The organism is Streptomyces sp. NPDC046900, from assembly GCF_040644975.1.
Lineage (GTDB): Bacteria > Actinomycetota > Actinomycetes > Streptomycetales > Streptomycetaceae > Streptomyces.
Genome location: NZ_JBEYXD010000070.1, coordinates 1 through 20,897, shown reverse-complemented (window position 1 = coordinate 20,897; position 20,897 = coordinate 1). Strand labels below are relative to the sequence as shown.

16 protein-coding genes and 7 pseudogenes are annotated in these 20,897 nt (G+C 68.5%); 10 read left to right on the top strand and 13 right to left on the bottom strand.

The features are described from left to right. Positions 1-2 precede the first annotated feature (2 nt). The gene (locus ABZ904_RS38980; protein ID WP_361001578.1) at positions 3-1,142 is read left to right on the top strand and encodes a Glu/Leu/Phe/Val dehydrogenase dimerization domain-containing protein; all 1,140 of its coding nucleotides are present in this window, start codon (positions 3-5) and stop codon (positions 1,140-1,142) included. Continuing rightward, positions 1,139-2,107: an NAD(P)-dependent oxidoreductase gene (locus ABZ904_RS38975; protein ID WP_361001575.1), complete on the top strand. Its 969-nt coding sequence runs from the start codon at positions 1,139-1,141 to the stop codon at positions 2,105-2,107. The genes ABZ904_RS38980 and ABZ904_RS38975 overlap by 4 nt, the downstream gene beginning before the upstream one ends. 633 nt (positions 2,108-2,740) lie before the next feature. On the opposite strand, the gene ABZ904_RS38970 is transcribed toward ABZ904_RS38975, so the two are convergent. Then, complete coding sequence (locus ABZ904_RS38970; RefSeq protein ID WP_361001572.1) at positions 2,741-3,442, bottom strand: hypothetical protein; 702 nt, start codon at positions 3,440-3,442, stop codon at positions 2,741-2,743. Positions 3,443-3,479: 37 nt separating this feature from the next. Here ABZ904_RS38970 and ABZ904_RS38965 point away from each other — a divergent pair, with 37 nt between their 5' ends. From ABZ904_RS38965 to ABZ904_RS38950, 4 genes and pseudogenes are all read left to right on the top strand, one after another. Further along, entirely contained in the window at positions 3,480-3,875 is a 396-nt protein-coding gene (locus ABZ904_RS38965; protein WP_359407368.1) for a hypothetical protein, read from the top strand. A gap of 9 nt (positions 3,876-3,884) precedes the next feature. Next, a pseudogene (locus tag ABZ904_RS38960) lies at positions 3,885-3,989 on the top strand (CGNR zinc finger domain-containing protein); the annotation flags it as partial. A gap of 249 nt (positions 3,990-4,238) precedes the next feature. Next, positions 4,239-4,400, top strand: a pseudogene (locus tag ABZ904_RS38955) (transposase); the annotation flags it as partial. A 21-nt stretch (positions 4,401-4,421) separates the two neighbouring features. Next, positions 4,422-4,835 carry a cytidine deaminase gene (locus ABZ904_RS38950; protein WP_361001565.1) on the top strand — a complete coding sequence of 138 codons (414 nt, stop codon included), beginning with the start codon at positions 4,422-4,424 and terminating at the stop codon, positions 4,833-4,835. A 151-nt stretch (positions 4,836-4,986) separates the two neighbouring features. Here the strand turns inward: ABZ904_RS38950 and ABZ904_RS38945 are convergent, their stop codons facing one another. Together ABZ904_RS38945 and ABZ904_RS38940 are read right to left on the bottom strand one after the other, a co-directional pair. After that, positions 4,987-6,294 carry a vanadium-dependent haloperoxidase gene (locus tag ABZ904_RS38945; protein ID WP_361001562.1) on the bottom strand — a complete coding sequence of 436 codons (1,308 nt, stop codon included), beginning with the start codon at positions 6,292-6,294 and terminating at the stop codon, positions 4,987-4,989. A gap of 320 nt (positions 6,295-6,614) precedes the next feature. Next, positions 6,615-7,376, bottom strand: a complete 762-nt coding sequence (locus ABZ904_RS38940) for an SDR family oxidoreductase (RefSeq protein WP_359407380.1) — start codon at positions 7,374-7,376, stop codon at positions 6,615-6,617. Between the two features lie 374 nt (positions 7,377-7,750). Here ABZ904_RS38940 and ABZ904_RS38935 point away from each other — a divergent pair. Then, a pseudogene (locus ABZ904_RS38935) lies at positions 7,751-8,046 on the top strand (transposase family protein); the annotation flags it as partial. A gap of 57 nt (positions 8,047-8,103) precedes the next feature. On the opposite strand, the gene ABZ904_RS38930 reads toward ABZ904_RS38935, so the two are convergent. The 3 genes and pseudogenes from ABZ904_RS38930 to ABZ904_RS38920 all read right to left on the bottom strand — a co-directional run. Next, a complete protein-coding gene (locus ABZ904_RS38930) occupies positions 8,104-9,255 on the bottom strand; it encodes a hypothetical protein (protein ID WP_361828868.1) in 1,152 nt (383 codons plus the stop codon). A gap of 480 nt (positions 9,256-9,735) precedes the next feature. Then, entirely contained in the window at positions 9,736-10,320 is a 585-nt protein-coding gene (locus ABZ904_RS38925) for a hypothetical protein (protein ID WP_361001555.1), read from the bottom strand. A gap of 675 nt (positions 10,321-10,995) precedes the next feature. Beyond that, positions 10,996-11,435 (bottom strand): annotated as a pseudogene (locus ABZ904_RS38920) (IS5 family transposase); the annotation flags it as partial. A 149-nt stretch (positions 11,436-11,584) separates the two neighbouring features. Here ABZ904_RS38920 and ABZ904_RS38915 point away from each other — a divergent pair. Further along, positions 11,585-12,112: a hypothetical protein gene (locus ABZ904_RS38915; protein WP_359410512.1), complete on the top strand. Its 528-nt coding sequence runs from the start codon at positions 11,585-11,587 to the stop codon at positions 12,110-12,112. Positions 12,113-12,149: 37 nt separating this feature from the next. Here ABZ904_RS38915 and ABZ904_RS38910 read toward each other — a convergent pair. Then, positions 12,150-12,311 (bottom strand): annotated as a pseudogene (locus ABZ904_RS38910) (glycerophosphodiester phosphodiesterase family protein); the annotation flags it as partial. On the opposite strand from ABZ904_RS38910, the pseudogene ABZ904_RS38905 reads away from it, so the two are divergent. After that, a pseudogene (locus tag ABZ904_RS38905) lies at positions 12,287-12,487 on the top strand (transposase); the annotation flags it as partial. The pseudogenes ABZ904_RS38910 and ABZ904_RS38905 overlap by 25 nt on opposite strands. A gap of 619 nt (positions 12,488-13,106) precedes the next feature. On the opposite strand, the gene ABZ904_RS38900 reads toward ABZ904_RS38905, so the two are convergent. From ABZ904_RS38900 to ABZ904_RS38880, 5 genes are all read right to left on the bottom strand, one after another. Further along, entirely contained in the window at positions 13,107-13,700 is a 594-nt protein-coding gene (locus tag ABZ904_RS38900; protein ID WP_359410511.1) for a hypothetical protein, read from the bottom strand. Between the two features lie 95 nt (positions 13,701-13,795). Beyond that, positions 13,796-14,803, bottom strand: a complete 1,008-nt coding sequence (locus ABZ904_RS38895) for a NucA/NucB deoxyribonuclease domain-containing protein (protein ID WP_361828865.1) — start codon at positions 14,801-14,803, stop codon at positions 13,796-13,798. Positions 14,804-15,391: 588 nt separating this feature from the next. Then, the gene (locus ABZ904_RS38890; protein ID WP_361828863.1) at positions 15,392-16,162 is read right to left on the bottom strand and encodes a hypothetical protein; all 771 of its coding nucleotides are present in this window, start codon (positions 16,160-16,162) and stop codon (positions 15,392-15,394) included. Positions 16,163-16,674: 512 nt separating this feature from the next. After that, on the bottom strand, positions 16,675-18,408 hold the full coding sequence (locus tag ABZ904_RS38885) for a DEAD/DEAH box helicase (protein ID WP_361001543.1): 1,734 nt from the start codon (positions 18,406-18,408) through the stop codon (positions 16,675-16,677). Between the two features lie 86 nt (positions 18,409-18,494). Continuing rightward, the gene (locus ABZ904_RS38880) at positions 18,495-18,698 is read right to left on the bottom strand and encodes a cold-shock protein (RefSeq protein ID WP_071365560.1); all 204 of its coding nucleotides are present in this window, start codon (positions 18,696-18,698) and stop codon (positions 18,495-18,497) included. A 309-nt stretch (positions 18,699-19,007) separates the two neighbouring features. Here ABZ904_RS38880 and ABZ904_RS38875 point away from each other — a divergent pair. Next, positions 19,008-19,747 (top strand): annotated as a pseudogene (locus tag ABZ904_RS38875) (IS5 family transposase); the annotation flags it as partial. Positions 19,748-19,817: 70 nt separating this feature from the next. On the opposite strand, the gene ABZ904_RS38870 reads toward ABZ904_RS38875, so the two are convergent. Then, positions 19,818-20,591 (bottom strand): class I SAM-dependent methyltransferase, encoded by a 774-nt coding sequence (locus tag ABZ904_RS38870; protein ID WP_361001539.1) that lies wholly within the window; start codon positions 20,589-20,591, stop codon positions 19,818-19,820. Positions 20,592-20,897 lie beyond the last annotated feature (306 nt).

Below are 20,897 nucleotides of genomic sequence, written 5' to 3'. Positions count from 1 at the left end.
ACATGACTCAGCTACTGCACAGCGATCCCACGCAGGCGCCGTCGCCTTTGTTCACCACCACGCTGTCCCTGCCTGGCTGCGACGCCGATGCATGGGTGGTCGTGGACAGCACGGTCAATGGCCTGGCCATGGGCGGCACACGGATGACCGCCACGGTAGACCCGGCCGAACTCGCGGGCCTGGCACGGGCGATGACCCACAAACTGGCCCTGGCCGACCTGCCGATCGGCGGTGCGAAGGCGGGCATCCGCCCCCGAGGCACGGTCGGCGATCGCGACGCCCTGATGCGGACGTTCGGTCAAGTGGCCCGACCGCTGATGCAGGGAGGTGTGTACCTGGGGTGTGACCAGGGGACGACCCAGGCCGACCGGGACACGTTCTTCGCCGCGGCCGGCTACGACATCGCCGGTGTGCCGGGGGCGACCCGGCTCGACGTGGAATGGAGCCAGTTCTACCGGACCATGTCCGACATCACCGGGTTCGGTGTGGCCACGGCCGCGCTGGCCACGCTGGACGCACAAGGGGTCCGCACCCCGCAACATGTCGTCCTGCAGGGTTTCGGGGCGGTTGGCCGAGCAGCGGCGCTGCACCTCGTGGCCGCCGGCCACCAGGTCGTCGCGGTCGCCGACGTGCTGGGCACGATCGAGGATCCGGCCGGTCTGCCGGTGCAACAACTGATCGAGTGCACCGGTACCGACGGCACCATCGACCGCGGCAAGCTGCCGTCCTCGGTCCGCATCCACGACGGAGACCGCGCGTGGCTGAAGGTCGGGGCGGACTTGTTGGTGCTCGCCGCGAACGCGGACGCGATCGACGAGTCCGCGGTGTCCTCAGTGCGTACGGGCATCGTGGTCGAAGGCGGGAACATGAGTATCAGCAAGCCGGCCCGCAGCATGCTGCGCGAGGCGGGCCACATCGTGCTCCCGGACGTCGTCGTGAACGTCGGCGGAGCCGCCCTCACCGGAACGGTCATCACCGGCATCGCACCGTCCGGGCTCACCACGACGCAGCTCTCGGCATGGCTGCGGGACTGGATCGCCAGCAAGATCAAGAAGAACTGTGCGCTCATCCAGGAACTGAGCGCCTCAGGCAGCCCGGATCCGGTCGCGGAACTGCTGACCGACCGGAACATCGCCCTGTGAACGCCGTCGACTGGACGCATCCAAAAGTGCTCGTCGCGCACACGAAGATGGCACCGAAGCTGGTGCCATACATCGATCAGGAAGTCCCGACGCTGCATGGCGAGTCCATCGCCGACCTGCCCGAGGACGTGCGAGGAGGCGTAGACGTCCTGATCGGCTACCAGTTCCCGCCCGGTGCTCTGGCACTGCTGCCGAATCTGCGGTGGCTGCATCTCACCGGCACCGGCACGGACCACCTGCCCGCTGCGGGTCCGGCGCCGGGGCTGCTGGTGACGGGTTCGGCGCGGGTGCCGGTGAAGTCCGTTGCCGAGTACGCCGTGTCCGCATTGCTCATGCTGCTCAAGGACTTCTCGGCGCTGTCCGAGCGTCCGCAACAACGCCCTTGGTACACGTCGCAGGCATCGATGCTGCACGGTTCGACAGTCCTCGTCGTGGGGGCGGGACGGATCGGGCAAGCCGTCGTGCACAGGCTTGCCGCGCTGGGCGCCCACTGCGTCGCGGTCACGCGGACCGGTGCGGTCCCCGTGGAGAACGCCGAACGGACCGTGGGCGTCGATGCTTTGATCGAGGCCACCGCGAGTGCCGACCACGTCGTGTGCTGCCTTCCGGGCACCGCCGAGACGGCGAACCTCGTGGACAAGGACGTCCTGGCCGTGTTGCCTCCGCACGCGGTGCTGGTCAACGTCGGACGGGCATCCACGGTGGAGGACGCGGCACTGCACGAGGCCTTGCGTTCGGGTGGGTTGCGCGGCGCCTTTCTCGACGTGCACCGGGTCGAACCGCTTCCGTCGGACGATCCCGTGTGGACGGTACCGAATCTCGTCGTCTCACCGCATCGTGCCTTCGCCTTCCCCGGAGAACCAGCCGCGGTCGGGCAGACGTTCCTGGACAACCTGGCGGACCTGCGCGCGGACCGGCTGCCGCGTGACGTCATTGCCGTCAACCGCGACGAATCGGATTCCTGACCAAGACGTCACCGCTCAACCACTACGTTCGGCACCGGCCCCAACCGGCGGCCGGGGTCAACGCGCCGAGCCTTCACCGACCCCGGATCGGTGCACCGGATTCCCCCGAGGAGCCCCCGGCCTTGCCGGCCGAGGAGAACCGGACTCCTGCGCAGCAGGACCGGACTCGGTCGAATCGCCGCGAGGGCGATTCGGCATCCACCTCGTGAGGCGAATGCGGGCCACAACGGTCATCGGGTGAGGGTGCCGTCCCCTGACTCGGGGAGGGCGCCGTACCCCAGCAGCAGGGCACACGCGAACTCGGCAAGTCCCGCGCCAAGGTGCTCGAGGACATCAAGGACCGGCTGCCGCTGCACCGCAACCCCGGCATGCCCAGGTGCAAGAAGAAATTCGAGGGGCTCGCCCCTTTCGCGGGTTTCCTGCGGGCCGCTGTCCGCTGGTATCGGGTCAGTTTCACGGCGCTCTTGGTCCCGTATTGCGGAGCGCTACCGGTCCAGGGCCTGTCCGGCGGATCTTTCCGTCTTGGCGAGCTGCGTGGTTCGCCCGCTGAGTGTGCCGACGAATCAATGGCACGAGCGACTGCGAAGCCACGTGCCGGAGCCGACGGCCGCCGGGCCCGCCGGGGAACCCACGTCAGAATGCGCTTAGCAGCCAGGTCAGTTCCAGCTCACGGGCAGTCAGACCGGCTGTCTCGCGGAGTTGGTCGGCCTCGGCTCCAGGAGGCAGCTCGCCGGCAAGAGTGAGGGCTGCTGCCGCGGTCTGCGGACGAGCGCCGAGGGATGCCCGCAGGTGGTATGACCGACGCAGCAGGGTGATGCCCTGCTCCCGATCCTGTTCCAGGAGATGAGCGCCGATGTGGCGGGTGGCGTACGACTCCAGCAGCGCGTCACCTTGCTCGCGGGCCTGTCCAAGTGCCTGCTGGTAGGCAGGTCGCGCCGCAGCGCTGTCGCCGTCGATGTTGTCGGCGAGCACCCCGAGCCAGAACGTGGACCAACCGGCCAGTCGGGCGTCGGCCGTGGCGGTGGCGAAGGCCTCGCGGGCCTGCTGCAGGTCTTCGGGAAGTGGGCCCAGGCTGAACAGCAACCGGGTGTAGCGAACCTGTGCGCCCAAATATCCAGCGAGCACGGGGTCGTCCGGCGACAGCGCCCTGACCGCCTTCGCGGCCGCCGCGGCGCCGTCCAGCCGCCACCAGTAGCGGTCCACCAGGATCTCGGCCCGCTCCGCGAGCGCGTCGGTGGGCAGCACGGCGAGCGCCTCGTCCCACCGGCCGACGCGATGCAGCATTCGCGCGACTGCGGGTCCACGGTCCATCATGTAGGTGGCATCAGTGGTCATGGTGCCTGCTCTTCGAGTGCGGGAGGTAGGTGGTCAAGTGCACTACGCCGACTACATCGGGAACCTGACCCGCCTCGCGGTCGAATTCGTCAACGGTGACGCCCCGAGCGAGCTGCGCCAGGAGATGTTCCGCCAGCACCGGATCGCAGAGCCGGACGCCGAGCGGCTCGCTGCCTTCCTGCCCGGGCTGCGCGATGCCGTCGAGGCCGCCTCCCACATTGGGCCGATCTACGCCGTGAACGCACTGCTGGAAGAGCACCCACCGCTGATCCGGGTCGACGACCATGACGGCGAAGGCTCTCCGCACCTGCACTTCGCTCCGAACGGCGAAGACCCCGTGCGCTGGCTCGGGCGAAGCTGTGCCGCCGCACTCGCGCACGTCGTCTCCGGTGACCCGGCCGTGACGATCGGCCGCTGCCGCGCCACCACCTGAGGACGCTACTACGTCGATGACTCCCGCAACCGTACCCGGCGGTTCTGCTCCAACGCCTGCGCCAGCCGGACCACCGTCGCCGCATACCGCGCGCGCCGCAAGGCCGTTGGCTGATCGGAAGAGGCCGCCAGCCACGACCACTCCGCCTGCCACCTCGAATGGCCGACAGCCAGCAGCGAAATCGCCGGAACGGCAAGGGAAGCTTTGACCCGGAACCCTGGACACGGGCCATACGGCTGGGTAGTTGCCGGAGTGTCGAGTGCCCTCTCGTAGGCGATGGGACTGCACTGTCCGCGGCTGGAGCGGTGGCACCAGGGTGTCGCAGCGATGCAGCCAACGGACCAGGACGCCCAAGAGTCGCATCAAGGCCAGTTCACCGCCCCGCGCTGCTTCACCCCGGACGGCACCGACCATGCCGGCCACAAGGAGCAGGGCAGCATGATCCGCCGCCACATCATCTGGCGGAACAAGCACACCGCCGATATTCGCTTGCGCACCCTGGTCACGCGGGTAAACGTCGCCTGACACCCGACGAAGGCAGAGAAGATGACCACGCAGCCCCACCACGTCGACTTCGAACTCGTCCAGGCTGCAGCGCACGTCGCTCGCACGCGCTGCCGGGGCGACAACCACACCATGGCAGCAGCTGCCCGCGCCCAGGACGGCCGGATCATCACCGCGGTGAACGCCTACCACTTCACAGGAGGCCCCTGCGCTGAGCTGGTCCTTGTCGGCGCAGCAGCCGCGCAGGGCGCCTACGAGCTGGACACCATCGTCGCGGTGGGCGACCGCGATCGCGGGGTTGTTCCCCCGTGCGGCCGGTGCCGTCAGGTGCTTCTCGACTATTTCCCCGCCCTCAAGGTCATTGTCGGCAAAGGCGACCGCACCCGAACGGTCCCTATCACCGACTTGCTGCCTGAAAGCTACATCTGGGCCGACCACCAACTCGAGGCCGAGTAGACCGCACACTCAACAGGGCTGACACCGCCAGCCGGCCAACAGGGCGAACGTGTCTGATGTGGCACTACCCGGCACGAGGGACGGGACCGTCGGCGGGTGCACGCCTCGGCACGCACCCGCCGACGGTCCTGGCCGGGCAGGTGTCAGGGCCTCAGCGCGTACTGGTCTGCGGGCACGTGGGAAGTGCCGTCGGCGCGGCCTGCGCCGAACGCAGGGGACGGAAGTAGTGGGTGACCGCCCAGACGCCGATGCGGCTGCCGGCCTGGCACCCGGCCACATCCGCGGAGCGGAAGTGGATCCCGGCCCAGACGCGGGCGTTGATCATGTCCTCGTTGAGCCGGTCGGCGTATTCGTAGTGCCGTGTGGTGCCCGTGGCCTCGGAGAAGAGGGTGAGGTCGAGGCGCATGGTGCGAAGGAGCCCGCTCAGGGTCCGGGTCACGGCGCCGGCGACCGCGGCATGGCCGCTGATGTAGTCAGGGTGCGGTGGCGTGACGAGCAGCGGCTGCCACTGCGGGTCGGCCGGGGTCGCGGGGTTGCCGTCGGTGTCTGCCAGCTGGATGGCGGTCATCGGCCTCCAGCGTCCGTAGTGGAGTTTGGCGTCCCAGGCAGCGACGACGGCGTCGGTGGCCGAGGTGTTCGCCGCGGCGAACAGCCGTGCCGTCTCAGCGATCCCCAGGTGGTGCCGAGCCGTGTAGTCCCGAAGCGCCCCCTGGATCTGCACGCCCAGATTGCCCCCGAAGAACAGGGCGGTCTCGGTCTGGAACGCGGTGCGGGGCGACCCGGTCTTCGCCCCCATGGTCCTCACCTCGTTCACGTCCCGGGCATAGCGGGCCGAGGACAGCGCGGGTGGGGCCCCGGGACGGAACTGGGCCGGGGAGGCGAGCAGTATCGGGCGCAGTCCGCCGAGCCACGGGTCGATGAAGGGCTGGTAGCTGGGTGGGGTGGGCCGCCAGACGCCTGGCGCCGGCTGGGCGGTGAACTGCACTGGTGCACCCCGGCCGTCGCCTTCGCGCAGGTCGATGAGGTGCTCGGCGGCCCGCTCCCCGAAGGCCACGCCCTGCGTCTTGGCGCTGCTCGCGGGGATCCTGGCGAGGGATTCGGCGTAGGCGGCGTCGAGCGGCGCCTGGGAAGCGGGGAAATAGGTGACCAGTACGCGGTGGGCGGCGGCCACGGCTGCCGCCTCGGGCGACACGGTGGAGGGGCCACGCACCTGCCACTTGTAGGGGGCGTAGTCGCCCTGGATGCCCACCACGGCGTTGTAGACGGCAGCCGAGACGAACCCGTGCCAGATGATCACCTGGCCCGAGGGGCGGGTGGCGCCGAGGTTGGTGCCGATGGTGTCGGTGGCGATCGTGTTCCATTCACGGATCACGTCCGGGTCCGCCGCGGGCGGCGCGTGGCCGCCGGCGGTGGCCGGGGGGCCGTTCAGGACTGCAACGAGCAGAAGGAGAAGTGACATGACGGCGCCTACGGCAGCCGGTCTGCCCGGAGTGGAGGCATGCATAACCGACACAACCGTCACACGGCCGGATGGTCACGCAGATGCGGTTCCCCGGTGCTGACGCCGCCGGGGCGCAAACCGGGCGCCAACAGCGTGGCCCGTGGCGGGCCCCCGATGAGCGACCCGACGCCCCTGCCTGCATCCGGGCCCAACTCGCACGGCAACACCGGTGGGAGCTGGCGGGACCTGCCCCTTCACCAGCAGCTCGAAGTCGCCTCCTGGGAGGCAACCACCCGGATGACGAGGCCTCAGGAGCCGCGGCGGGGAGCTACTGAGCGTCAGCGGGAAATGAGCTGCTGACCGCCGTCGATGTCGTACGTTCCGCCGGTGAGCGCCTCGTTCCACATGAGGTGGACGGCCAGTGCGGCGACGTCCTCCGGGCCGACGACCCGTCGGATGGGCAGCGTGGCGCGCAGCTCCTCGCGCCGGGCATCGAGCTGATCGCCGAGCAGCGAGGCGGACAGGGGCGTATCGACGAATCCGGCGGCGATGACGTTGACCCGGATGGGTGCCAGTTCCAGCGCCAGGTTGGCGATGAGCGCGGGCGTAGCGGCGGTGAGGGCGGACGTGACGGCCATGCCGACACCGGGCCGGCGGGCTCCGGTGCCCCCCATGAACAGCAGCGTGCCTCCGGCCCGTACCTTGTCACGGCTGTAGAGGGCGACCCCGAGCGTCGTGGCGAAGCGCTCGTCGATCGCACGCCGGGCGGCGGCGAGGTCCATGTCCGCCAAAGGCATGTAGGCCGGGCCGCCGGCTGTGACCATCACATGGTCGACCGGGCCGGGCAGTTCCCGGAAGAACTGCTCAAGGCGGTCGGTGTCGGTCGCGTCCAGCGCCGCTGTGCTCAGCGGTCGGAGTTCGAGCGCGGCCTGCCGCAACCGTTCGGGATCACGGCCGGCCAGGACCACCTGGCCGCCCTCCGCGCGCACCTGGCGGGCGGTCTCGAGTCCGATGCCCGCGCTGCCACCGATCAGCACGACGGTCTGACCGGCAAGGACGGGACGGCGACCGGCACCGGAATCGCCGGGTACGGCGGTCACGACCGAGCGCCTCGGCTGAGAACGATCACGTCATAGGCATCGTCCTGTGTGCCGCACGTCATCCGTACCTCCCGGGTATCAGCCCTTGCTCCCAGTGTCGTCCCTCGGGCCTCCCACCGCCCGCCGGGCACCTATCGCCGCCCGCGAGGACGACCGGCCGGCACCGCGCGGCTCGTGTCGCGAACACACGGTGTCGCGGGGGCGCTTTCCGGCCTCGCCGCAGCGGGGGCTGTGGGTCTGGTGGCAGTCCAGGCGCCCGTGTCCTGCCTGGTGGACTGGGCCTGGTGTCTCCTGAGCCGCGGGCAGCCGGGGCGCCTGCTCCGAACAGGGGTACGTCGCCAGGCGTGAGGCCGGCTCGGACCCCTAGGAGACGCAAGGCGTGGGCGGAATCCGGAGCGAGGAATGGAGCCGGAATGATCGTAACCATTGCTCACGGCGCCTACCGTGGCACCGGTCTCCTGATCCCGCACCGCCGTCCCGCCGGCGGCGGGCTCTGAGGTGGGAAGCGAGAGCACAACCGTTCTCACAACCAAGTCCGAGCCCGCGTTGAGATGTCTTCGCCTGGATGAAGACCTGGAAGATCTTGCGCGACTACGGACTCAAGGGAGATGGCGTGCACGATGCTGTCCTCGGGATCGCCCGACCTCACAACCTCGTCCAGGCGGGTTGAACATTGCGACTCTCCGAGGCGTCCAAGCCCTCGCAGAGATCACTTGCGTGATAGCCCTCACTCACTGCTCGAACCGGGCACGTAGTGCGCGAGGTAGGCAAGGAGCTCCGGATCGAGCTCGATGGCCCGCTTCTTGTCGTGGATCGCGAGCACCAGTCTCGCCTCGGCCAGAAACCGGTAGGCGAAGATCTCAACGCTCGGGGCGGTCCAGAAGATCTCGCGGCGCGGTAGGACGATCTCGTCGTCGGGTCCGTACCTGAGCTCTGGTTCCAGGGTGAAATCCCAATCGGAGCAGACGACGCCGGACTGCCCGCTGTGGTGCAGGTAGAGGTACCACATGATGCAGCTTTGCTGATCGCGGAAGAAGAGCACCATGCGGTCGGCCGGATCGACAGGGCTGGGCAGTGGGCCGGTCACATCGGTCCAGGAACCACCGCCCACGCGGTCAAGGCAGCGGTGCAGGTTGGCTCGGGTGATCAACGCCACGAAGTCGGCGGGCAGTGGGAGACCGTCTCTCGCCAGATCGGCTGCGATCGGATCCGTCACGGCCGTGCGGTAGTCGAGCGGATCACCGACTTCGCCGAACCAGGCGAAGTCGCCTACGAAGGACTCCTCGTCCAACGGCGGAATCGTCTCAAGGGGATATGCCTGGAACCATGCGAAGGTGCGCCCTTGTTCGTCGTACGGCCGGTAGGGTCCGATCCCATGTCCGGCCCAGAACGCCGGAAGGCACACCGCCTCAGGGCCATCGCCGATCTGTCGGAATCCGTCTTCGGCGGGCGCATTCGCAGGGGAACCCGCAAGAACGCGCGTCTCCGGCCCCGTCGGCGTCTGCGGTAGCCGGATGTCCAGTCGGCCGAGTTCGTCTACTGGCTGGACGTAACCGGCGTCGTCCTCGGGACGGGGCTGGGGCACGGCCGGGGCGCTCACTCGGAAGCCGTCACGTCGCTCCTCGGGCCACCGCGCGTCGATGGCGAGGGCCGCAGCCGTGCAGTCAGGGCATTCATCGCTGTATGCGCCGCCCCACATGCCGAACTGCGAGCCGGTCATGTCCGGCTTCTCGATCCCGCAGAGCGTCTTGTGGAAGTAGCCATATGCGTGCCGACCGGCGTCCGGCAGCATGTCCGTCCATGCCGCTTCCCACCGGATGTCCCAGGGGCAGTGTCCGGGGCGGCTGATCTCGTAGTCCGGAGTCCCGATCTGGGTCACCGCATAGCACCATGTGCAAATCCAGAGCTCACGACACCACCGCGACGGCGGACGATCCCACTTCGTCATCTCGTGATCGCAGACGTCACAGTGCATGGTGAAATCCTGTCATGCACCCCTGCTGTGAGCGATGGCGACCCTCGCCGAGGGTCGTGCACCGCCACCGAGCGCGCAGGCGCAGTCCATGCCTGGTACCGGTCGCATCTTCCGCTTCACGCGGACCGGTCGCCGGGCCTACGCCCCGGACGGAACTCGCGACCCCGAACTGGACGCATCGCAGGACGCCGTGGAGGCTTGGCTCGAGGTGCCGATGCAGGTGTTCGCTGATCCACGGACCTGCGGATCTGCCAGTGCGTCTTGCGCGGCCTGCCCGTCTCACCCCAGACCTACCCGCCCGCCTCGGCTGCACGACCTGGCTGAGAACACACTCAGCATCGCGCGGACGCACCCTGACTGGCACATCCGCCACTGAGTTGCCATTTACGGCTGTTCGTTATCGGTGTCAGGCGGCTCTTCGGGATGCGGCACGTTTCGACGCCTGCGCCTGATTGCCAGGATGATCAGAGATATCACTGCCATCATTGCCAGAGCGGCAGCGACAAGGGAGACAGGGGACAGCGACCGCTGTGGGTGCTGACCGCATATCGGAACAGGCTGTGCAGGTGCCCCGTAGGGCCACTGGGGTGTCCAGCCGATCGTCTTGCCCGGGTGGGCAGGGTCAGCCACCAAGTACCACTTGTAACGGGGCACCTTCGAGGTGTCGAAGACGTCGTCGGCGTTGACCCAGCACAACACCGAGATCCCGGCTGCGGGGTTGAAGGGGGTGGACGGTTGCGATTTCGGTGCACGCCAACAGGGTGTCTGTCGAAGGATCGCGTACCCGGCCACGTTCTTGCCGGCCTGAACCTTCTGTGGCACCGCCGTGCCAGGTCCGGGCCAGGCAGTCGTCAAGCATTCTTCGGGGTCGACATACTTCTTGAACTTGTCGGGCTGCTGTTGGGGGAAGAAGTACGGAACGAGCCCGATGAGCGCCGAGACAATCGCTACTACTGCTGGCACGACCACGGCCGGATCTCGGTACCACCGGCGAGACGGTGCACCGTTCGCCGCCCCGTTGCGTATTCGATCCGCGTCGTCAGCCGGTAACCGATGCCCGTCGACCATGGCACAAGGCTATTGGCCCCACGAATCCGGGTGTGAGTAGATGAGGTGCAGGAACTGCACTGAAACCCGTCCTCGGCGGCATCGACTCCAGCGTGTCGACCACCGCCTGCTCGACTTCGTGGTCGCCGACCGTGCGTGGCCGGCACGGACGCGGCTCGTCGACCAACCCCTCCAGCCAGTTCCGGCGCGCCCCGTGACCCCGGCGACCCGTGGCCCAGCCCTACTCCGGCTCCCAAGGCCGTGCACTCCAAGGACGGCGTCGAAACGAAGCTGAAGAACGCCGTCTGCGCCGGCACCATCACCCTGTCCGCCGCCCGCAGCGCCATCAAGAGCCACTGGACCACGGCCCTCCAGGTCACCGGAATTCGGTTGACCCCATCAACTCCCCGGGGCGTTCAGGCCACATGTGCTGGGTGCCCCGGCGACAAGTATCGAGTACGACCTACTACTTCGCACCCGCGCGGCCGAGCAGACGGCCACACTGGCCGCGGAGGAGCAGCAGTCCAAGCCGGCCGAGTAAGCCGTGGCACCACGCCGCCGCATGCCAGAACCAAGTCCTGTCACTGCCGGAACCCGATGAATCTTGCAGTTCAGCCCGCCCCTCGAACGTCCCAGGCCCTCGTCGGAGCGGTGTCGGCGCGGTCGCCGACGCCTGCCGGGGACCCTCGGTGGACATGTGTGAGCCCCGGCCGCGTGCTGATGAGCGCGGCAAGAGGTGGAGTCCACGCTGACCATGCTCCAGTCGATCCGGCCGTCGGCGTCAGCGTCGGTCTGGACAGCCCCGAGGATCTTCTCCCACGTGCCATCCGCCGACCACCTGCGATGACGGTCATGAACCGTCTTCCACTTCCCAAAACGCGGCGGAAGATCTCGCCACGGCAGGCCGGTCCGCTGCCGAAACAAAATCCCGTTGATCACTCTGCGGTGGCACTGCCAACGACCGCCCCGCCCTCGGTTCCTCGTCAGATGCGGTTCCAGCCGAGCCACTCGTCATGAGAAAGATCACCCCGCCCCACATCGACCGAACGATCCGTCACCAGGCGAGTCACGCGACCCATCGGGCAGGACCTAGGGCGTTCTCGTGTCCCAACCCCCTGTACGCGGGCGGCGAGGTCGGCATCGAACCACTTTTGAACATGTTCATTTCGAGGGGTACGCTCCTGCCATGAGCGACAGAGCGGCCCTGTCGAGGGGCATCCGCGCGTGGCTGGTCTTCTTCGTCGTCTGCCTGGTACTCAGCGGTGCCACGGCCTTTCCCCTGGTCCACGAACTGCGCTGGACCGAGGATCTGCTGCGGTCCCTGTCCGTACCTGAGCACCTGCCCGCCCTCATGGACTGGATCGAGCGGGTGCGCCGCGGACTCGACGCCACCGACGCCGAACAGCCCTTCGTCCTCTACGGCACGGACTGGCTGGCGTTCGCGCACCTGGTGATCGCGGTGGCCTTCTACGGGCCCTACCGCGATCCCGTCCGCAACATCTGGGTCGTCGAGTTCGGGATGATCGCCTGCGCGGGCATCATCCCGCTCGCCCTGATCTGCGGTCCGATCCGCGGGATCCCGTTCTGGTGGACGGTGATCGACATGTCGTTCGGGGTGTTCGGGATCGTCCCGCTGTATGTCGTCCGGAAGAAGATCAAGCTGCTGGAGGAGCTGATGGCCGGGGTCACCCGGCCGGCCCCCGCGGCAGCGTGACCCCCGGCGACCGAACGGCCCGGGACCGCCACCCGCCTCAGCGCCCGCGCAGCGCGTGCAGCGCGTCGAGACGGTTGGTGGTGATCGAGTCCACGCCCGGGCCGAGCAGACGCCGCATGGAGCGGCGTGTGTCCGGGGTCCACACCGACAGCAGATGGCCGCCCCGGTGCACACGTGCCGCGAGGTCCCGCTCGACCAGGCAAGCCCTGTTTACCGAAGAACGTCGGCCGGGGCGGGCGTTGGAAGAACCGTCGTCAGGTGATCAACGGAGTCCTGTTCCGGCTGAGGACTGGCGTCCCGTGGCGGGATCTGCCGGCTCGATTCGGGAAGTGGAAGACGGTATACGACAGGCATCGCCGCTGGTCGGCGGATGGAAAGCCATGGGCCGCGGCCGCGGGACTTTGCTCCCGCGCTCCCGCTTCCTGCGGTCGGGGTCGGATCGGGGCAGGCGTGCGGGCCTGACGTGCCCCGCACGCTGTGGGCACCGGCGGCATCAACCACATCAACCCACTCTCCACCCACTTCTCCACCCGCGCTCCACCGCCGGGCTGACGCGGCGGCCTTGGCCGCACGCCTAGCGTGAACCCAGTCGGTCACCCCACCACCCCTCGCCAAAAGCGAGTTCAGCGATGCTGACCGGTCTCCTCGTACGCCTCGTCAAGGCGCTCAAGCGCCGCGGCTGACTCCCAGCGCAGCCCTGCCCCACCCGTCCCTGACACTCCCCGCATCGATAAGGAGAAGAGCCATGCTGGTCGGTCTCGTCGTCCGCCTCGTCAAGCGCCTCACCTCCCGCGCTTGAGTGACCGCCCTCACCCCACCACGCCGAGCGCCCCCGGGACCTGGTCCCGGGGGGCTCATGAGCTGCGAGTTCAAGTTGGCGGCAGCTCATTGCCGGCTGACCGGGCGGGTAGCTCAAGAATCGGGATATGCAGCCGACGGCACAGTGACCCATCGGACAGGCCCTAGAGGGGCCTTGGCTCTGGCACAGCAGGTGTCAGTCTTCTTCGCCGCCGTGCGTGGAGGTGTATGTGACCGTGTAGTCCTCCACCGGCGTGGCCATGTCCGCGGCGTACTCGGCGCGTGCCTGGCGGTCTTCCTCGGTGATGTCGGGGTGGAGGGGTGGCGTCTGGGGTGCGGGCCAGAGTTGAACGAGGTGGCGTTCTCCGTGGTCGCCGATCCCGGGTTCGGGGTCGTCGGCGTGGCAGTACAGGCGCATCCGCATCCAGCCATGGCTGTCAGAAGAGGACGGGGCCTCGAGGGTGGGTTCCTCCTCCGGCCACGCGTCCAGGATGTCGCCTTGTTCGAGGGTGGCGAGGTAGAGGGTGGGGAGGTCGGTGCGCAGGCTGAGTTCCTCCGCGGGCTCCCATTCGCCGCCCGTCTCGGGTGCCGGTGGGGTGTCGTGGACCTCGATGGTGATCTGGAGAGGGCCTGTGTCGGTGGTGGTCAGGACGACGGCGTTGGCGTCGGCGGCCGGGCCGCAGCGCCAGCCGAAGGGCATCTCGGAGGGGTATGCGTAGTCGTCGGTGAAGCCGATGAGGTAGCCGTTTTCGCCGAGCTCGACGGTGAACGACGATGCGCTGACCAGCATGGGGAGGGAGCCTCCTTGAACGGGGCAGGGTGCCCCCTCCCGGGCGAAGCGGGAGGGGGCACCCTGTCTGACTTGGCGGGGAGTGTAGTCGCGGCTCAGGCGATCACATAGAACGGGTCGCCGTCCATGACGTGCATCTGGCCGCGCCATGCGGTGATGCGTCCGCCCTGGGACTTGTTCTCCTGGGTCTTGACCCAGGTGATCTCCCGCTGGTTGGCAGGAAGGTGAGTGCCACCCTCTTTGGTGGAAGCGAAGGGGTACTCGTCGCACGAGGTGCGGCCGGCGCGCCGCATGTCCGGCGGTGCGGTCCGCGGGCACACCGCGGTCCTGTTGGCGTTCTCCTGCGTCTTGTTGATCATCCAATGCAGGGGCTTGCCGCCGTTGGGGTCGCCGTAGTGGCCGCCGCGGGCGCGGAGCTTGCGTATTCCTTCGTCGATGCGGGCCAGGCCGACCATGCTCACGCCGGTGGGTACTTGGGGTATCGCGCAGCCGGAGCGGTTGGTTCGGGTGCTGCCGTAGTAGTTGTCGCACCGGTACACGGCGGAGGCGTAGGAGACGCTGCCCGGGCTGTAGCCGGCTTTGGTGAAGGTGTAGTTGTAGGTGGTCTTCGCCTTGGGCTTGATCTTCTTCGGGGCGATGGTGGTCGTGTAGCCGACGGTGCCGCTCGCCGCGCTGTCGAGGGTATGACCCTGCTGGAAGTGAACGGCGGCCCTGGTACCGCCTCCGGAGGCGGCGGCGAGATTGACGGCAACGCCCCTGCCTTGGCCGGTGGTCCTCGCCTTGGAGATGCTGAACTTCTCACTCCAGTTGGCGGAGTTGGTCTTCAGGGTCATCTGGTGCTTCACGTCGAAGTCGGCGGTGCCCTCGACGACCGGACGCCCGTTGACGACCTTGACGACGTCGAGATGGACAGTGACCCACTCGCACTCGCTGAAGCGGTTCACGGTGATGCGGTTGATGGTGCAGGTCGCATTGACGGCCGGGCCGGCGAGCGCGCCTGCCGGGTGCCGGGGCGAGCCGACGGTGACGCGCAGCATTCCGTCACTCGGCTGGTCCGCCAAAGCTGACGGCGCAGCGACCGTGACGAGCAGTCCCAGTCCCACAGCCCCCGTGGTGAGAAGCTTTCGCACTGTCAAGTTATTCCCCCTGTGTTGGTCGCAGACGACGGGGGCACAACGGTCAACTCTCTTGCTTCCCCGTCGCGTTGACCGCCATCCAAACACGGGCAGCGCACAGATGGCACACCAATTCGACTGTTTTCAGCCGTAGATGAGCGGTGTCACGCGGGCAAGGCCGAAGTCAGCAGGCCAGGCCGGGTCCTGCTGCGCCTCCGGGTCGAGGAGCACTCTGACTCGGTCGCAGGCATCCGCCGGGCGCCAACCGTCACCGACTCCGGCACTGGAGCCCGCCCGCGCAGGGGAGGATCGCCGGATTCCGGCGATCGCCATTCACCTCGACAACTCGGCGGCCCACTTCCTCGCCGGACCCCCAGGACTGCGGCCGTTGTCGTGAAAGTTTCGGTTTGATGGGTGACCGGGCGGCTCGGGCAGCCTGGCGCTCGGTGGCCTCAGGTTGGGACGGGTTCCCAATGGCAACCAGTACATGGCGTCCGAACCCCAGGAACCGATCCTGCAGATCGGAGTCCGCTTTGCCGTCTCCCGGACCCCGCAGAACCGGTTTCGCCCGACGATCTACGCGGGGATGAGGACGGTAAGCCATTCCGCTTCACGCGGTCGGTACCCGTAACGGTCCCTCAGCCCCGAGACGATCGCCGGGACGTGGCCGGCTCCGTAGACGACGGCCACGCGGATCGACTCGTCGCTGCGTTCCGCGTGGATCTCGCCGAGCGCGTCGAGCAACCGCTGGTCGCGCCGACCCGTCATCGCCTGCCCCACAGGATCGTCGGCCATCATCTCCGCCCGCAGCGTCGACGGCAGATCCTCGACTACCTGGTCCTCATCAAGGAAGGCGCGCGGACCACGCAGCGCGAACACCAGGCCCATCACGGGAGCCGCGACCATGAGCAACAGGTACATCCACCGCGGCAGCGCCTTCAGGTCCGCGATCGCCTCCGCCGCGGTCACATCCGGGTTGATGACCGGCACGTCCTTGGGAAGCAGCAGCTCCTCGCGCTGCTCCTGCAGTCCGTTACGCCGTCGGCGTGGGGCGAACCGATACGCGAGCGTGAGGGCACTCACCCCGGCCGACTTCCCTCGAATTCCCTCCATGACTATGAGGTCGCATTCCCTCAACCTGATGCGAACCTGGGAGTAGAACGTCGGCGAAGCCACGTGCACCATCGGGAAGATCACGAATTCGAGTGGCGTCCCTCTCCGCCTCATGGTGATCACAGCGGATCGAACGGCAAACCCGGTCACCTCGATAATCTGCATGATTCCCCCCGCGAACCTCGCCCGGTTTCCCTTCCACCCGTATTCGGACACGAGCCCACCCAGAGCCACGGTTCCCTCCCGGCGCAAGCCGTGCCACCCGGCAATGGGCATCGAGTACAAGTTCCACCAGCCTCCGCCGGCAGCAGCGGCTGGCTGCGGCATCCTGGGCACCAGGTGAGGCCTTCGCGCTGAATAATCGGGACGTCTACGCGAATACGTCCGGTTTCCACAAGCCACTGGTGCAGGACGGCGACCTGTACCAGCAGCCGTCCCCGGGGATGAGCTCGGTACAGACCGTGCGGGAGTCCTGATGGATCAGCAGGCCGGCAGCATCCTGTAGCTACTGCCGGCCGCGGCGGGCACCGCACTTGATGCAGGTCGCTGCCGGCGGGGGCCTGGGCGAAATGCCGGCGAGACGCTGCGGGTACCGGCGGGCCGCTTCGCCCTCGACCGTGCGGACGTGCCGCCCGCGCCTGCCATAGGAGCAGGGCGGCATGCTCCTCGGCCACTACATCATCATGAGGAACACCCACGCCGCCGCCTCCGCGGGGTGATCAACAGGGCGAACGGCCTGGTGCCGCCTATGTCCCAGAGATGCGGCGGCCGCCTCGGCGGTCGGAGCCGCGGCCGCCGCTGCCGGCACCGCCCGTGGCGCCGCCGGTCGCCGCGCGACGGCCGGATGGACGGCCTGCCTTCCCGGCGGCAGCGCCGGTACCCGCACCGGCTCCGGCCCGGCGGTCGGCACTGCGGCCGCCCGCACCGGCGGCACCGCCCGCGGCCTTGCCGCCTGCCGCCCGGCGGGCAGAGCTGCGTCCGCCGGTTGCGGAGGTGCCACCCGTCGCTGCCGCTCCGGCTGCGGCCCGGCGGCCGGAGCTCCGCCCTCCCGTCGCGGGGGTCGCACCTGTCGCCGCCCCCGCTCCGCCGCCGTTGCGACGGCGGCCGCCGGACCGCTTGCCAGGCTCGGTGCCGGTCTTCCGGTCCGGGCGGGACGGGGACGTCGTCGGTGTTGCCGGCTGGGGGACCTCGATGGTGACGGGCACGCCGGAAGGCTCGCGGGCGCCGGTGATGGTGGCCAGTTCCACGTCGCTGGAGGTGATGCGGGCCGTCCGGGGGCGGATACTCGCATCCGACATGAGCCGGGTGACATCGCGCTTCTGGTCGGGCAGGACCAGCGTGACCACGCTGCCGGAGCCGCCGGCGCGGGCCGTCCGGCCGCCCCGGTGGAGGTAGTCCTTGTGGTCGGTGGGGGGATCGACGTTCACGACGAGGTCGAGGTTGTCGATGTGTATGCCCCGCGCCGCGACATTCGTCGCCACCAGCGCGGTGACCTGGCCGTTCTTGAACTGTTCCAGGGTGCGGTTGCGCTGCGGCTGGGAGCGGCCGCCGTGCAGGGCCGCCGCGCGGACCCCGACCGCCAGGAGCCGCTTGGTGAGCCGGTCGGCGGACCTCTTGGTGTCGAGGAAGAGGATGACCCGGCCGTCACGGGCGGCGATGCGCGTGGTGACGGCCTTCTTGTCGGTCTCGTCCAGGACGTGGAGCACGTGGTGCTCCATGGTGGTCACCGCTCCTGCGGACGGGTCCACGGAGTGCACCACGGGGTCGGTCAAGAACCGCTGCACGAGGCGGTCGATGTTGCTGTCCAGGGTGGCCGAGAAGAGCATGCGCTGTCCGTCGGGCCGCACCTGCTGGATCAGCTTGGTGATCTGCGGCAGGAAGCCCATGTCGGTCATCTGGTCGGCTTCGTCCAGCACCGTGATGCGCACGCTGTCGAGCACGCAGTCCCCGCGTTCCACGAGGTCGTTGAGCCTGCCGGGACTCGCCACGAGCACCTCGACGCCCCGCCGGAGCGCAGCGGCCTGCTTGGTGATGGACAGACCGCCGACCACGGTGGTCAGCCGGAGGTTCACCGCCGTCGCGTAGGGGGTCAGCGCGTCCGCCACCTGCTGGGCGAGTTCACGGGTCGGAACCAGCACCAGGGCCAGGGGCGCCTTGGGCTCGGCCCGGAGTCCGGCCGTGCGGGCCAGGAGCGCAAGCCCGAACGCCAGGGTCTTGCCGGAGCCGGTACGTCCCCGTCCCAGGAGGTCACGGCCGGCAAGTGAGTTGGGCAGGGTGGCGGCCTGGATGGGGAAGGGCGTGGTCACGCCCTGCGCGGTGAGGGTCTTCAGCAGTCCCGCGGGCATGTCCAGATCAGCGAAGTCCGCGACGGCGGGAAGGGCGGGTGTCGTGCTTTCCGGTAGCCGGAACTCTCTTGGCGACGTCGCGGGGGGTGAGGGTGACAAGGCGCGCCGATTCGGCTTCTGGGGCCTGCGGGACATGCGGTTGCTTACCTTCCTGGAAACAGCACAACCGGGGCCTGCACCATTAAGGTGCGGACCCCGGTGAGCGGATATGCGCCGGGCGATCAGGCGGGGATGATGTTCTCCGCCTGCGGGCCCTTCTGGCCCTGCGTGACGTCGAAGGAGACCCGCTGGCCCTCCTGGAGCTCACGGAACCCCTGGGTCGCGATGTTCGAGTAGTGGGCGAAGACGTCGGGGCCGCCGCCGTCCTGCTGGATGAAGCCAAAACCCTTTTCGGCGTTGAACCACTTCACGGTTCCCTGTGCCATGACTTTCCTCTTCTGTAGGCAGAGGCCCCATCCGGAGATGCCGGAAAACAAAATATGCGCCTGAAGGAGAAACATTCCCGTCAGGCGCACATAGGTTCATGGGTACCACAACTGCAACTCGGAAACCCTAGCACAGCCCGGCCGCCCGTGGTGGATCAACATCGCACGCGCCGGACTCCTCTCACAGCCGGGCTGCCCAACTGCGCCTGATGACAGACGTGACCGTGGCTCCGGAGGCAGTGAAGGAAGCCAAGCGGACCGGGCTGGGGCCTGTCAGGCGGATCTTGTGACCGCCGTGGTCTCGGGTCGTTGGCATGGCCACGGGGCGGGGGAGATCTGACGAACGCAGAGTGGGTTCGGCTCAGACCACATCTGCCGAGATCCGTGCAGCACGGTGGCCGTTGGGCCAGTCACCGCAGGCTCATCAACGGGATGTTGTACCGGATGCGCACCGGAATGCCAGGGCGGGACCTTCTTGCGCGTTTCGGTCCGTGGAAGACCATGCACGAGCGGCGCAGACGCTGGTCTGCAGCCGGCACCGTGGGCGAAGATCTTCGCGGCCGTCCTGGCCGACGCCGACGCTGAAGGCCGGATCGACTGGTCGATGGTGAGCTTCGACTCGACCACCTGCCGGGGCCCACCAGCACGCCTCCGCGGCCCGCAGGAGCGTTCCGCGAGCGTCGGGAAAGGACACGCACCCCGGCAGCACCGCCCCCACGAGGGACTCGGACGCTCCCGGGGCAGCCCGACCTACAAGATCCATCTCGTCGGTGAGGGCGGGCGCCGCCCGCTGGCCCTGCTGGTCACCCGGAGCCAGTGCGGCGATGCCCCACAGCTCATCACGATCATGGAACGCATCCGCCTCGGCCAGCCGGGCGGCAGACACCCGCGCACCCGGCCCGACCACCTCGGCGGCGATAAGGAGTACTCGTCCCGCCGCAACCGCCGCTACCTGCGACGACGTCTGAACGAGCACACCATCCCCCAGCCGAAGAACCCAGCGGTCCGACCCGCAGACCCGCGGCAGCAGGGGCGGCCGACCCGCGGGCGTCGGCAACACGATCTACAAGGAACGAAAGCCTCGATCCGACTCTCGCTCCGCTCGTGATCCGCGACTGGCTAGTCGTCCGAGCCCGCAGCCTGCGGCGGTACCTCGACGACGAAGAACAGGAAGCAGGTCTTGGTCGAAAGGTTCTGGAAGTCGTCGGGAAACAGCTCGCGGGCGGCCGGGGCGGGCTGCGGCTCGCTGATGACGGAAACGCGGAAGCCGGCGGTGGTGAAGGCATCGATCATCGCGTGCAACGGCTTGCGCCAGAACCTCATCGGGAAGGACTGCCCGTTGAACGTCCAGTCGAAGGTATAGCTGGTGGTCGCGAAGTAGTCGGGCCGAGGATCCGTGATCGTGTAGGCCACGAAAGGGTGGTCCAGCGACGCGATCAGCCGACCACCGGGCCTGAGCACGCGCCGTATCTCGGCCAGCGTCGGCCCCCAGTCCTCCAGGTAGTGCAGCACCAGCGACGCGACCACGTCGTCGAACGCACCGTCGGGGAAGGGCAAAGGGGCGCCCAGGTCGACCACGTGCAGGGCCGCGTCCTCGCCCAGCCGCCGCCTGGCCAGCGCCAGCATCCCGGCGCTGGCGTCGATGCCGGTGACGACGGCACCGCGGTCGCGCAGTGCAGCGAACAGGGGGCCTGAGCCGCAGCCGGCGTCCAGGATCCGACGGCCGGCCACGTCTCCGGCGAGAGCCAGCATCGCGGGCCGCTCGTAGTACGCGTTCAGGAGGTTGTTCTCGTTCTCCGCCGAGTACGCCTCGGCGAAGGTGTCGTAGTCATTGACCTGGGCCCGATCTGCGGACGTGGCGAGACTCTCGGGCACGTCGGTTACGCGTTCCATCGTCGCAGCCTAGTAGTCACATGATCCGCCGGACAGAACCCAGGTGTGACTCGGGCCGGAAGGCACTCGCCCACCGGCCCCACTGGGAAGTTGAGCTCGTCGACCACCCGGCGCGGCGCTCGCTGCGAGCAACACACGGCGCCCGCGAGTCCGAACGCCGCGAGTGTCCCGGGCAGGGCGGTCACCTCGGTATGCGAGGTGACGTACACCCCCAGCGGGGTCGACCGACAGGGTGGTAAATGCGCCCCACCACACCGCGCACCACGGGAACAAGGCGGGACGGCTGATAACTTCGCTGGCTACCGG

Excerpts from the sequence above, each read along its gene's own strand:
- ABZ904_RS38980 (WP_361001578.1), top strand. The coding sequence starts at position 3 with ATGACTCAGCTACTGCACAGCGATCCCACGCAGGCGCCGTCGCCTTTG.
- ABZ904_RS38885 (WP_361001543.1), bottom strand. The coding sequence starts at position 18,408 with ATGTCCCGCAGGCCCCAGAAGCCGAATCGGCGCGCCTTGTCACCCTCA.
- ABZ904_RS38970 (WP_361001572.1), bottom strand. The coding sequence starts at position 3,442 with ATGACCACTGATGCCACCTACATGATGGACCGTGGACCCGCAGTCGCG.
- ABZ904_RS38880 (WP_071365560.1), bottom strand. The coding sequence starts at position 18,698 with ATGGCACAGGGAACCGTGAAGTGGTTCAACGCCGAAAAGGGTTTTGGC.
- ABZ904_RS38870 (WP_361001539.1), bottom strand. The coding sequence starts at position 20,591 with ATGGAACGCGTAACCGACGTGCCCGAGAGTCTCGCCACGTCCGCAGAT.
- ABZ904_RS38945 (WP_361001562.1), bottom strand. The coding sequence starts at position 6,294 with ATGTCACTTCTCCTTCTGCTCGTTGCAGTCCTGAACGGCCCCCCGGCC.
- ABZ904_RS38900 (WP_359410511.1), bottom strand. The coding sequence starts at position 13,700 with ATGCTGGTCAGCGCATCGTCGTTCACCGTCGAGCTCGGCGAAAACGGC.
- ABZ904_RS38915 (WP_359410512.1), top strand. The coding sequence starts at position 11,585 with ATGAGCGACAGAGCGGCCCTGTCGAGGGGCATCCGCGCGTGGCTGGTC.
- ABZ904_RS38950 (WP_361001565.1), top strand. The coding sequence starts at position 4,422 with ATGACCACGCAGCCCCACCACGTCGACTTCGAACTCGTCCAGGCTGCA.